Source organism: Pseudomonas sp. LBUM1643, from assembly GCF_059716215.1.
Map to the genome: position 1 here is coordinate 4,273,160 of NZ_CP166813.1, position 12,831 is coordinate 4,285,990.

General features: G+C 59.9%; 11 protein-coding genes. 9 read left to right on the top strand and 2 right to left on the bottom strand.

Going from position 1 to position 12,831, the window contains the following annotated elements:
* The first annotated feature begins 98 nt into the window (after nucleotides 1-98).
* The 9 genes from nuoG to ACA063_RS19270 all read left to right on the top strand — a co-directional run bounded on the left by nuoG (nucleotide 99) and on the right by ACA063_RS19270 (nucleotide 11,978).
* Nucleotides 99-2,813 (top strand): NADH-quinone oxidoreductase subunit NuoG, encoded by a 2,715-nt coding sequence (nuoG, locus tag ACA063_RS19230; protein WP_497662960.1) that lies wholly within the window; start codon nucleotides 99-101, stop codon nucleotides 2,811-2,813.
* Nucleotides 2,810-3,817 carry an NADH-quinone oxidoreductase subunit NuoH gene (gene nuoH, locus ACA063_RS19235; RefSeq protein ID WP_028623953.1) on the top strand — a complete coding sequence of 336 codons (1,008 nt, stop codon included), beginning with the start codon at nucleotides 2,810-2,812 and terminating at the stop codon, nucleotides 3,815-3,817. Before nuoG ends, nuoH begins: the two co-directional genes overlap by 4 nt.
* 12 nt (nucleotides 3,818-3,829) lie before the next feature.
* Complete coding sequence (gene nuoI / locus ACA063_RS19240; protein WP_205892400.1) at nucleotides 3,830-4,375, top strand: NADH-quinone oxidoreductase subunit NuoI; 546 nt, start codon at nucleotides 3,830-3,832, stop codon at nucleotides 4,373-4,375.
* 9 nt (nucleotides 4,376-4,384) lie between these two features.
* The gene (gene nuoJ, locus ACA063_RS19245) at nucleotides 4,385-4,888 is read left to right on the top strand and encodes an NADH-quinone oxidoreductase subunit J (RefSeq protein WP_162438563.1); all 504 of its coding nucleotides are present in this window, start codon (nucleotides 4,385-4,387) and stop codon (nucleotides 4,886-4,888) included.
* Between the two features lie 2 nt (nucleotides 4,889-4,890).
* Entirely contained in the window at nucleotides 4,891-5,199 is a 309-nt protein-coding gene (nuoK, locus tag ACA063_RS19250; protein ID WP_007905077.1) for an NADH-quinone oxidoreductase subunit NuoK, read from the top strand.
* Complete coding sequence (gene nuoL / locus ACA063_RS19255; RefSeq protein ID WP_162438564.1) at nucleotides 5,196-7,049, top strand: NADH-quinone oxidoreductase subunit L; 1,854 nt, start codon at nucleotides 5,196-5,198, stop codon at nucleotides 7,047-7,049. The genes nuoK and nuoL overlap by 4 nt, the downstream gene beginning before the upstream one ends.
* A gap of 40 nt (nucleotides 7,050-7,089) precedes the next feature.
* On the top strand, nucleotides 7,090-8,622 hold the full coding sequence (gene nuoM / locus ACA063_RS19260; protein ID WP_497662961.1) for an NADH-quinone oxidoreductase subunit M: 1,533 nt from the start codon (nucleotides 7,090-7,092) through the stop codon (nucleotides 8,620-8,622).
* 7 nt (nucleotides 8,623-8,629) lie between these two features.
* The gene (nuoN, locus tag ACA063_RS19265) at nucleotides 8,630-10,093 is read left to right on the top strand and encodes an NADH-quinone oxidoreductase subunit NuoN (protein ID WP_497662962.1); all 1,464 of its coding nucleotides are present in this window, start codon (nucleotides 8,630-8,632) and stop codon (nucleotides 10,091-10,093) included.
* A 559-nt stretch (nucleotides 10,094-10,652) separates the two neighbouring features.
* Nucleotides 10,653-11,978, top strand: coding sequence for an OprD family porin (locus ACA063_RS19270; RefSeq protein WP_497662963.1), 1,326 nt, complete (start codon nucleotides 10,653-10,655; stop codon nucleotides 11,976-11,978).
* Nucleotides 11,979-12,138: 160 nt separating this feature from the next.
* Here ACA063_RS19270 and ACA063_RS19275 read toward each other — a convergent pair whose 3' ends face one another.
* Together ACA063_RS19275 and ACA063_RS19280 are read right to left on the bottom strand one after the other, a co-directional pair.
* Entirely contained in the window at nucleotides 12,139-12,471 is a 333-nt protein-coding gene (locus tag ACA063_RS19275; RefSeq protein WP_497662964.1) for a DUF2790 domain-containing protein, read from the bottom strand.
* A 79-nt stretch (nucleotides 12,472-12,550) separates the two neighbouring features.
* Nucleotides 12,551-12,751, bottom strand: a complete 201-nt coding sequence (locus ACA063_RS19280; RefSeq protein ID WP_497662965.1) for a co-regulatory protein PtrA N-terminal domain-containing protein — start codon at nucleotides 12,749-12,751, stop codon at nucleotides 12,551-12,553.
* Between the last annotated feature and the right edge of the window lie 80 nt (nucleotides 12,752-12,831).

Genomic DNA, 12,831 nt, shown 5'->3' on the forward strand with positions numbered 1-12,831 from the left:
CGTGTGATGACGCCTTTAACGGCTGTGTTGATTCACGCGAACAACAAGATTCCATTAGCCACGCCCGCTGACACCGGGCCAACGAAGAACTTTGAACCATGGCCACTATCCACGTAGACGGCAAAGAGCTCGAAGTCGATGGGGCAGACAACCTGTTACAGGCATGTCTGTCGCTAGGCCTCGATATCCCGTATTTCTGCTGGCACCCTGCCCTGGGCAGCGTTGGCGCTTGCCGCCAGTGCGCGGTCAAGCAGTACACCGACGAGAACGACACCCGTGGTCGCATCGTCATGTCGTGCATGACACCCGCTACCGACGGTAGCTGGATCTCCATCGAAGACGAAGAAGCGAAAGTGTTTCGCGCCAGCGTCGTCGAATGGCTGATGACCAACCACCCACACGACTGCCCGGTCTGTGAAGAAGGCGGTCACTGCCACCTGCAAGACATGACCGTGATGACCGGTCACAACGAACGCCGCTATCGCTTCACCAAGCGCACCCACCAGAACCAGCAACTGGGCCCGTTCATTTCCCACGAAATGAACCGCTGCATCGCTTGCTACCGCTGTGTGCGCTTCTATAAAGACTACGCCGGCGGCACTGACCTTGGTGTATTCGGTGCCCACGACAACGTGTACTTCGGTCGCGTTGAAGACGGCACCCTGGAAAGCGAGTTCTCCGGCAACCTCACCGAGGTCTGCCCGACCGGTGTGTTCACCGACAAGACTCACTCCGAGCGCTACAACCGCAAGTGGGACATGCAGTTCTCGCCGAGCATCTGCCATGGCTGCTCCAGCGGTTGCAACATCTCCCCGGGTGAGCGTTACGGTGAACTGCGTCGCATCGAAAATCGTTTCAACGGTTCGGTGAACCAGTACTTCCTGTGCGACCGCGGCCGTTTCGGCTACGGCTACGTCAACCGCGAAGACCGCCCACGTCAGCCATTGCTGGCCAACGGCGCCAAGCTGAGCCTCGACGAAGCGCTGGATAAAGCCGCTGACCTGCTGCGCGGTCGCAACATCGTCGGCATCGGATCGCCCCGCGCCAGCCTCGAAAGCAACTACGCGTTGCGCGAACTGGTGGGTGCCGAGCACTTCTATTCCGGTATCGAAGCCGCCGAGCTGGAACGCATTCGCCTGGTGATGCAGGTGTTGAAAGACAGCCCGCTGCCAATCCCGAACATGCGCGACATCGAAGACCACGATGCAATCTTCGTCCTCGGTGAAGACCTGACCCAGACCGCCGCCCGTATGGCGCTGTCCCTGCGTCAATCGGTCAAAGGCAAGGCCGAAGACATGGCCGACGCCATGCGCGTTCAGCCTTGGCTCGACGCCGCCGTGAAGAACATCGGCCAGCACGCGCTGAACCCGCTGTTCATCGCCAGCCTAGCTGAAACCAAGCTCGACGACATCGCTGAAGAATGCGTTCACGCCGCGCCTGACGATCTGGCCCGCATCGGTTTCGCCGTGGCTCACGCCCTCGACGCCAGCGCGCCTGCCGTTGAAGGCCTGGACACTGAAGCACTGGACCTGGCCAAGCGCATCGCCGACGCCCTGCTCGCGGCCAAGCGTCCGCTGATCATTGCCGGTACATCCTTGGGTTCCAAGTCGCTGATCGAAGCCGCCGCCAACATCGCCAAAGCCTTGAAGCTGCGTGAGAAGAACGGCTCCATCAGCCTGATCGTGCCAGAGGCCAACAGCCTCGGCCTGGCCATGCTCGGTGGCAACTCGGTCGACGAAGCGCTGCAAGCGGTGATCGACGGCCGTGCCGACGCCATCGTCGTGCTGGAAAACGATCTGTATACCCGTACCGACAAAGCCAAGGTCGATGCCGCCCTGAACGCCGCGAAAGTGGTGATCGTGGCGGACCATCAGAAGACCGCCACCAGCGATCGCGCGCACCTGGTTCTGCCAGCGGCCAGCTTCGCTGAAGGCGACGGTACGCTGGTCAGCCAGGAAGGCCGTGCCCAGCGCTTCTTCCAGGTGTTCGACCCGAAATACATGGACGCGAGCATCCTGGTTCACGAAGGCTGGCGCTGGCTGCATGCCCTGCGCGCAACCCTGCTGAACCAGCCGATCGACTGGACCCAACTGGACCACGTCACCGCAGCCGTGGCTTCGAGTACGCCGCAACTGGCGCGTATCGTTGACGCAGCACCATCCGCCGCGTTCCGCATCAAGGGCATGAAACTGGCTCGCGAACCGCTGCGTTACTCCGGTCGTACCGCCATGCGCGCCGACATCAGCGTGCACGAACCGCGTACCCCGCAAGACAACGACACCGCGTTCAACTTCTCGATGGAAGGTTACTCGGGCTCGGTCGAACCGCGTCAGCAAGTGCCATTCGCCTGGTCTCCGGGCTGGAACTCGCCGCAAGCCTGGAACAAGTTCCAGGACGAAGTCGGTGGTCACATCCGTGCTGGCGACCCGGGCACCCGCCTGATCGAAAGCACCGGTGATTCGCTGAACTGGTTCGCCGCTGTTCCACGGGCATTCAACCCGGCTCCGGGTACCTGGCAGGTCGTGCCGTTCTTCCACCTGTTCGGCAGCGAAGAAAACTCTTCGAAAGCCGCCCCGGTTCAGGAACGCATTCCAGCCGCTTACGTCGCTTTGGCCAAATCCGAAGCCGACCGCCTGGGTGTCAATGAAGGCGCCTTGCTTAGCTTGAACGTGGCTGGCCAGACCCTGCGTCTGCCGCTGCGTATCAACGAAGAACTGGGTGCCGGTCTGGTTGCATTGCCAGCGGGTATCGCCGGCATTCCACCGGCGATTTTCGGCAAATCCGTTGACGGTCTGCAGGAGGCAGCTCAATGACCTGGTTCACGCCTGAAGTGATTGACGTGATCATCGCGGTCCTCAAGGCCATCGTGATCCTGCTCGCCGTCGTGGTGTGCGGGGCGCTGCTGAGCTGGGTCGAGCGTCGTTTGCTCGCCCTCTGGCAGGACCGTTACGGTCCGAACCGCGTCGGCCCGTTCGGCGCGTTCCAGATCGCGGCCGACATGATCAAGATGTTTTTCAAGGAAGACTGGACGCCGCCGTTCGCCGACAAGATGATCTTCACCCTGGCACCGGTCGTGGCCATGAGCGCCCTGCTGATTGCCTTCGCGATCATCCCGATCACCCCGACCTGGGGCGTGGCGGACATCAACATCGGCATCCTGTTCTTCTTCGCCATGGCGGGCCTGTCGGTGTATGCCGTGTTGTTCGCCGGCTGGTCCAGCAACAACAAGTTCGCCCTGCTGGGCAGCTTGCGGGCCTCCGCGCAAACCGTGTCGTACGAAGTGTTCATGGGCCTGTCGCTGATGGGCATCGTGATCCAGGTTGGCTCGTTCAACATGCGCGACATCGTTGAATATCAAGCCCAGAACCTGTGGTTCATCATTCCGCAGATCTTCGGTTTCCTGACCTTCTTCATCGCTGGCGTCGCCGTGACTCACCGTCACCCGTTCGACCAGCCGGAAGCGGAACAGGAACTGGCTGACGGTTACCACATTGAATACGCCGGCATGAAGTGGGGCATGTTCTTCGTGGGCGAGTACATCGGCATCGTGCTGATTTCGGCGCTGCTGGTGACCCTGTTCTTCGGTGGCTGGCACGGCCCGTTCGGCATTCTGCCGCAGATCCCGTTCATCTGGTTTGCACTGAAAACCGCGTTCTTCATCATGATCTTCATCCTGCTGCGCGCTTCCATTCCGCGCCCACGGTATGACCAAGTGATGGACTTCAGCTGGAAGTTCTGCCTGCCGCTGACCCTCGTCAACATGCTGGTGACCGCTGCGATCGTGTTGCTTAACACGCCCGCCGTCGCGGCTCAGTGAGGATAGAGAATCATGAAGTACATTTTTGACATCGTGCATGGCTTCTTCACCCAGCTTCGCAGCCTGGTGATGATCTTCGGCCATGCCTTCCGCAAGCGTGACACGCTGCAGTACCCGGAAGAGCAGGTCTACCTGCCGCCGCGCTACCGTGGCCGTATCGTCCTGACCCGTGACCCTGATGGCGAAGAGCGTTGCGTAGCCTGCAACCTGTGCGCCGTGGCTTGCCCGGTGGGTTGCATCTCGCTGCAGAAAGCTGAAACCGATGACGGTCGCTGGTACCCGGAGTTCTTCCGCATCAACTTCTCGCGCTGCATTTTCTGCGGCCTCTGCGAGGAAGCCTGCCCGACCACCGCGATCCAGCTGACACCGGATTTCGAGATGGCCGAGTTCAAACGTCAGGACCTGGTTTACGAGAAAGAAGATCTGCTGATCTCCGGCCCCGGCAAAAACCCTGATTACAACTTCTATCGTGTTGCAGGTATGGCGATTGCCGGTAAGCCCAAAGGCGCCGCGCAAAATGAAGCCGAACCGATCAACGTGAAGAGCTTGCTGCCTTAAGGAAGAAAGATGGAATTCGCTTTCTATTTCGCATCGGGTATTGCAGTGGTGTCCACGCTTCGCGTGATCACCCACACCAACCCTGTGCACGCCCTGCTCTACCTGATCATTTCGCTGATCGCCGTGGCCATGACGTTCTTCGCCCTCGGCGCACCGTTTGCCGGTGTCCTGGAAGTGATCGCCTACGCTGGCGCCATCATGGTGCTGTTCGTGTTCGTGGTGATGATGCTGAACCTGGGCCCCGCCTCGGTTCAGCAAGAGCGCGTCTGGCTCAAGCCCGGCATCTGGATCGGACCGGTCATCCTCGGCACCCTCCTGCTGATCGAACTGCTGTATGTGCTGTTCGCCCACCAGAGCGGCCAGGCCATCGGCCATACCACCGTAGATGCCAAGGCCGTAGGCATCAGCCTGTTCGGTCCTTATCTGCTGGTGGTCGAACTCGCCTCGATGCTGCTGCTCGCTGCAGCCGTGACAGCGTTCCACTTGGGCCGTAACGAAGCCAAGGAGCAATGACGATGCCTGCTATCCCTTTGGAGCATGGTCTGGCGGTCGCCGGCATCCTGTTCTGCCTCGGTCTGGTCGGCCTGATGGTCCGCCGCAACATACTTTTCGTGCTGATGAGCCTGGAGGTCATGATGAATGCCTCCGCTTTGGCCTTCATCGTCGCCGGTAGCCGCTGGGGTCAGCCGGATGGACAGATCATGTTCATCCTGGTGATCAGCCTGGCCGCCGCCGAGGCCAGTATTGGCCTGGCGATTCTGTTGCAGCTGTATCGCCGCTTCCACACTCTCGATATCGACGCTGCCAGCGAGATGCGCGGATGAATCTTCTCTATCTGACTTTCGTATTCCCTCTCATCGGTTTCCTGCTGCTGTCGTTCTCCCGGGGACGCTTTTCGGAAAACCTGTCGGCGCTGATCGGCGTCGGTTCCATCGGCCTGTCTGCCATCGTCACGGCTTATGTGATCTGGCAATTCAACGTCGCGCCCCCTGAAGGCGGTCACTACACCCAGGTGTTGTGGCAGTGGATGGCCGTAGAAGGCTTCACGCCGAACTTCGCGCTGTACCTGGATGGTCTGTCCGTGACCATGCTGGGCGTGGTGGTTGGCGTTGGCTTCCTGATTCACCTGTTCGCGTCCTGGTACATGCGCGGTGAAGACGGTTACTCGCGCTTCTTCGCCTACACCAACCTGTTTATCGCCAGCATGCTGTTCCTCATCCTGGGCGATAACCTGTTGTTCCTGTACTTCGGCTGGGAAGGCGTGGGCCTGTGCTCGTACCTGTTGATCGGTTTCTACTACAGCAACCGCAACAACGGTAACGCGGCACTCAAAGCCTTCATCGTGACCCGCATCGGTGACGTGTTCATGGCCATCGGCCTGTTCATCCTGTTCCAGCAACTGGGCACGCTGAACGTCCAGGAGCTGCTGGTCCTGGCACCGCAGAAGTTCCAGGTCGGCGACTTCTGGATCGTCCTGGCGACCCTGATGCTGCTGGGTGGCGCTGTCGGTAAGTCCGCGCAACTGCCGCTGCAAACCTGGCTGGCGGATGCGATGGCCGGTCCTACCCCGGTTTCGGCACTGATCCACGCCGCGACCATGGTGACCGCGGGTGTCTACCTGATTGCCCGTACCCACGGTCTGTTTGCGTTGGCGCCGGACGTTCTGCAGCTGGTCGGCATCGTCGGCGGTGTGACCCTGGTGCTGGCCGGTTTTGCCGCATTGGTACAGACCGACATCAAACGTATCCTCGCCTACTCGACCATGAGCCAGATCGGCTACATGTTCCTGGCACTGGGCGTTGGCGCATGGGATGGCGCGATCTTCCACCTGATGACCCACGCCTTCTTCAAGGCGCTGCTGTTCCTTGCTTCAGGTGCGGTGATCGTTGCCTGCCACCACGAGCAGAACATCTTCAAGATGGGCGGCCTGTGGAAGAAACTGCCACTGGCCTACGCCAGCTTCATCGTCGGCGGCGCGGCGTTGTCTGCCCTGCCACTGGTGACCGCAGGCTTCTACTCCAAGGACGAGATCCTCTGGGAAGCGTTCGCCAGCGGCAACCATGGCCTGCTGTACGCCGGTCTGGTGGGTGCGTTCATGACCTCGCTGTACACCTTCCGCCTGATCTTCATCGCGTTCCACGGTGAAGCGAAGACCGAAGCACACGCCGGTCACGGCATCGCTCACTGGCTGCCTCTGTCGGTGCTGATCGTGTTGTCCACCGCCATTGGCGCGATGATCGTTCCGCCACTGCACGGTGTGCTGCCGCAAAGCGTCGGCCATGCCGGCGGCGAAGCCAAGCACAGTCTGGAAATCGCCTCGGGCGCCATCGCCCTGGCCGGTATCCTGCTGGCCGCGCTGCTGTTCCTCGGCAAGCGTCGTCTCGTCACTGCAATTGCCAACAGCGGCATCGGCCGCTTCCTTTCGGCCTGGTGGTTCGCTGCCTGGGGCTTCGACTGGATCTACGACAAACTGTTCGTCAAGCCATACCTTGCGATCAGCCACGTACTGCGCAAAGACCCGCTGGACCAGACCATCGGCCTGATCCCGCGTATGGCCAAAGGCGGCCACACCGCCCTGAGCCGTACCGAAACCGGTCAACTGCGTTGGTACGCGGCATCGATGGCAGCCGGCTCCGTGCTGGTCATCGGCGCCATCGTGCTGGTAGCGGTCTGAATATGAACCTTGCGAACTTGCGAAAGGAATTGAGCCCGTCATGATTCTGCCTTGGCTAATCCTGATCCCCTTCATCGGCGGCCTGCTGTGCTGGATGGGTGAGCGCTTCGGCGCTACCCTCCCCCGCTGGATTGCGCTGTTGACCATGACCCTGGAACTCGCTCTCGGCCTCTGGCTGTGGGCCCACGGTGATTATTCATTTGCACCGGCGCCTGGCGCCGATCCGACCTGGGCGCTTGAGTTCAAGCACATCTGGATTCAGCGCTTCGGCATCAGTGTGCACCTGGCCCTCGACGGCCTGTCGCTGCTGATGATCCTGCTGACCGGTCTGCTGGGTATCCTCTCGGTACTCTGCTCGTGGAAAGAGATCCAGCGTCACGTTGGCTTCTTCCACCTGAACCTGATGTGGATCCTGGGCGGTGTCGTCGGCGTGTTCCTCGCCCTCGACCTGTTCATGTTCTTCTTCTTCTGGGAAATGATGCTGGTGCCGATGTATTTCCTCATCGCGCTCTGGGGTCACAGTTCTTCGGACGGCAAGAAGACCCGGATCTACGCAGCGACCAAGTTCTTCATCTTCACTCAGGCTTCCGGCCTGATCATGCTGGTGGCGATCCTGGGCCTGGTACTGGTCAACTTCAACAGCACCGGCGTGATCACGTTCAACTACGCCGACCTGTTGAAAACCAAGATGTCGCTCACCACCGAGTACATCCTGATGCTCGGCTTCTTCATCGCCTTCGCGGTGAAGCTGCCGGTCGTACCGTTCCACTCCTGGTTGCCTGATGCTCACGCCCAGGCGCCGACCGCAGGTTCCGTGGACCTGGCCGGTATCCTGTTGAAGACCGCTGCTTACGGCCTGCTGCGTTTCGCCCTGCCGCTGTTCCCGAATGCCTCGGCCGAGTTCGCGCCGATTGCCATGACCCTGGGTCTGATCGGGATCTTCTACGGTGCGTTCCTGGCCTTCGCTCAAACCGACATCAAGCGTCTGATCGCCTTCTCTTCCGTTTCCCACATGGGCTTCGTGTTGATCGGCATCTACTCCGGCAGCCAACTGGCGCTGCAGGGCGCAGTGATGCAGATGCTGGCGCACGGTGTTTCGGCCGCCGCACTCTTTATCCTGAGTGGTCAACTGTACGAGCGCACCCACACCCGTGACATGCGTCAGATGGGTGGCCTGTGGTCGAAGATCGCTTACCTGCCGGCCATCAGTCTGTTCTTCGCTGCAGCGTCTCTGGGCTTGCCGGGTACCGGTAACTTTGTGGGTGAGTTCCTGATCCTGATCGGCACGTTCGCAGCGGCTCCATGGATCACGGCGATTGCGACGTCCGGCCTGGTGTTCGGTTCGGTCTACTCGCTGATCATGATTCACCGTGCCTACTTCGGCCCGTCCAAGTCGGACGCGGTACTGCACGGCATGGATGCTCGCGAACTGATCATGGTGGTCGGTCTGGCGGTGCTGCTGATTTACCTCGGCGTGTACCCGCAACCGTTCCTCGATACCTCTGCCGCTACGATGCATGGCGTGCAGCAATGGCTCGGCACCGCCTTCACTCAACTCGCTTCGGCCCGGTAAGAGCGCTATGGAATTCACGACTCAACACTTTATCGCGCTAGCGCCGATATTGATCACCACCATCACGATCATCGTGGTGATGTTGGCCATCGCCTGGCGTCGCAACCACTCGCAGACCTTCCTGATTTCCGTGGCGGGCCTGAACCTGGCGTTGCTGTCGATCCTGCCAGCCTTGAAAGTCGCGCCTCTGGCCGTGACCCCACTGCTGCAAATCGATAGCTTCGCGTGTCTGTACATGGCGCTGATCCTGGTCGCCACCCTCGCTTGTGTAACCCTCGCCCACGCCTACCTCGGCGATGGCGGCTCGGGTTACCCCGGCAACCGTGAAGAACTGTACCTGCTGATCCTGATGTCCGCCCTCGGCGGGCTGGTGCTGGTCAGCGCGCAGCACCTGGCCGGCTTGTTCATCGGTCTGGAACTGCTTTCGGTACCGGTCTACGGTCTGGTGGCGTATGCCTTCTTCAACAAGCGTTCGCTGGAAGCCGGTATCAAGTACATGGTGCTGTCGGCCGCCGGTTCCGCGTTCCTGTTGTTCGGTATGGCCCTGCTCTACGCCGATTCCGGCAGCCTGAGCTTCGTCGGTATCGGCCAGGCCCTCGCGGCTACCGGCCTGCCGAGCTCGCTGGCGCAACTGGGCCTGGGCATGATGCTGGTCGGTCTGGCCTTCAAGCTGTCGCTGGTACCGTTCCACCTCTGGACCCCGGACGTTTACGAAGGTGCTCCGGCACCGGTGGCCGCGTTCCTGGCCACCGCGTCGAAAGTCGCCGTGTTCGCGGTGATGGTGCGTCTTTTCCAGATCTCGCCAGCGGCGAGCAGCGGTGTACTGAGTGACGTGCTGACCATCATCGCCATTGCGTCGATCCTGTTCGGTAACCTGCTGGCCCTGACCCAGAGCAACCTCAAGCGTCTGCTCGGTTACTCGTCCATCGCGCACTTCGGTTACCTGCTGATCGCCCTGGTGGCGAGCAAGGGCCTGGCGGTGGAAGCCATCGGCGTGTACCTGGTCACCTACGTCATCACCAGCCTCGGCGCCTTCGGCGTAATCACGCTGATGTCCTCGCCGTACAACGGCCGTGACGCGGACGCCCTGTACGAATACCGTGGCCTGTTCTGGCGCCGTCCGTACCTGACCGCCGTCCTGACCGTGATGATGCTGTCCCTGGCCGGTATTCCGCTGACCGCGGGTTTCATCGGCAAGTTCTACATCATCGCTACCGGCGTCGAGTCGCACCAATGGTGGCTGGTCGGTTCCCTGGTACTGGGCAGCGCCATCGGCGTTTTCTACTACCTGCGTGTGATGGTTACGCTGTACCTGATCGAGCCGAACCTGCGTCGCCACGATGCACAACTGCACTGGGAACAACGTGCAGGCGGCGTGATGCTGCTGGCCATCGCAGTGGTTGCGTTCTTCCTCGGCGTTTACCCACAACCGTTGCTGACACTGGTTCAGCAGGCTGTGCTGGCGGGTTGATCGCTTGAGCGGTAATCGGTAGAAAACAGAAACGGCACCTTCGGGTGCCGTTTTTGCGTCTGGGCGATCCTGCCTCAAGGTGCTCGCGGCCTGTCTGCCACCTGAAATTACGGATGCCCCCGATCCCTGTGGGAGCTGGCTTGCCTGCGATGACGGCCTGATAGCCGATGAGTATTTCCCTGACGTACCCGGATCAAACTGTGAGAGCTGGCCTGCCGGCGATGACGGCCTGATCGGCGGTGAGATTCTTGCTGGTGTACATATCCGTTCCTGCGGTACGGCTGCTATTGGTTCCGGTCTTACAGCGAGTCACTCGGGAAGCACGGAATGAATCGAGATCAAAAGATCGCAGCCTCGTTTCACTCGACAGCTCCTACAAAAGATTGCGTTCTGCCGCACCCACGCACATGACGAAATTGTAATTCCCTCATCACCTTCGCGTTATCCGCAGATTGCAACGATGTCACCCGGCAACCCTTCGGGCGGGCCCTGCTCTCCCGTCGAACAATAAAACCACGCCGGAGAACGTTTCAGTTCTGCAGATCTCAAGGAGTGCTTGATGGTTAACAATACAAAAATGTCGATGGCCGCTTTAGCCGTGGTTGTCAGTTCGGGGGCGTCTGTCGCGCAGGCGGAAGAGAAAGCCGAGGGTTTTATCGCGGGCAATAGCCTGACCGTGCTCAATCGCAACTTCTACTTCAATCGCGATTATCGTAACGGCCAGTCCAGTCCCACCGGCAATGGTTATTCCGAGGCCTGGGCGCACGCGATCATCAGCAAGTTCGAATCCGGATTTACCCAAGGCACTGTCGGGGTCGGTGTCGACGGGTTTGCGATGCTCGGGCTCAAACTCGATACCGGCGATGGTCGCAACGGTGGCCGCAGTTCGTTCGATGTGTTGCCGGTCAACAGTGAAGGCCGGGCAAGCGACGAATACACCAAGGTCGGTGGCGCCGCCAAAATGCGAGCCTTTGATACGGTGATCAAGGTGGGCGATGTGTTTCCTGCCACCCCGGTTGTCGCGGCGGGTGACTCACGGCTGTTGCCGGAAAGTTTCCGGGGTGTCACGGCCACCAACACCAGCATCGAGGGCTTGTCGGTACAGGGCGGTCGCCTGCATGCGATGAGTCAACCGGTTTCCAGCGACATGCGCGAAAACTTTGCGACCTTCTATGCCGGGCCGGTCAATTCGCCGTGGGTCGGCTACTTTGGTGGCGACTACGCACTGAACAACAACCTCAGCTTCAGCCTGTATTCCAGCCGTCTCAAGGATGCCTGGAATCAATACTATGCCGGCACCGCGTGGACTTACCCGCTATCGGATGACCTGTCACTGTTTGGTGACTTGAACTATTACAAGGCCACTGACGAAGGCAAACAATTGCTCGACGAGTTCGACAACACTATCTGGAGCGGTCGGGTCGGCGTGAAACTCGGGGCCCACTCCGTCGCCCTGTCCCACCAGCGCAACAACGGCAGTGACGACTTCGATTATCTGCGCCAGTCCGACTCGATCTTCCTCGACAACTCCATCCAGTACAGCGACTTCAACTCACCCAAAGAGCGTTCGTGGATGGTGCGTTATGACCTCGACATGAGCAGCTACGGCGTTCCAGGGCTGTCGTTCATGACCCGCTACGCCCGCGGCACCGATGCTGACTACTCCAACGCCAACGCCGTGTACATGCGCCGCGATGCCGATGGCAATCCATTGACCGACCAGAAGCGCTGGGAGCGCGACATCGAAGTCAAATACGTCGTCCAGACCGGCTCGCTGAAAGACCTGTCGCTGCGCCTGCGTCAGGCCAACACCCGCGCCACGGCGTTCGAATCGGAACTGGATGAAGTACGCGTAATCGTCGAGTACCCACTGGCCATTCTGTAAAAAGCAGCCCTGTGCACATTCACCTTTAGAAGCTCCTTGCTCCTTTGGAAGAGGTGAATTTTTTGGCGTCCTTCGGGGCGCCTTTTTTTGCCCCACAAAATCACCGCCATAAAAAACCCGGCTCACTGAACATGAACCGGGCGCTTCTCGCAGCTGCTGCTCAACTGCCACGATTGCGACACGCGCCCAGCACGCTGTACTTGAGCGTATTGAGTTGCCCCTCAGAGTCTTCATAGGTCATTGCAGCCGGCACCACGCCGCACATAGTGGCCGGCCGCACGACACTCACGACCTTGACCACATCGAGCTTCATTCCGTACTCATAGTTTTTCACGAGCGGTGTGCGCTTGCCCTGGTCGGCAGCGTATTGCTCCATGGCTTTGTTGCTCGCGCCCAGCATCTTTTCGAACGTTCTGTCCCCTCCCCCTTCAGCCAGTGCATTCAAGGACATCGCCAGCGCACCGGCGAACGTGAAGGCTTTAATGAAACTCATGGCAGTTACTCCAAAAAAGAAGACTCACAAAAAAGCCCACCATCGAGATCGATGACGGGCCTGTTCAAGTGCGACACGCTTACAAGTCTTTGGTCGTGTCTTCCTTCTTCTCTTTGGTTACCACGGAGTTACGCATTTCTTCCTTCGCGACAAACTGCTCCATCGCTCGGTCTTTGGTCGCCATCATTCTTTCGAACGTCCTGTCGCCGCCATCTTCGGCCAAGGCGGCAGAAGAAATAACAGACGCCATTACCAGTGCACCCAATTGAGCAAGTTTCATGTTTGAGACCTCATTTAATTAACGAGATCAGGTTATCAATCCGCACCTTTCGCCACGGTGGCGCCGAAATTACATATCCG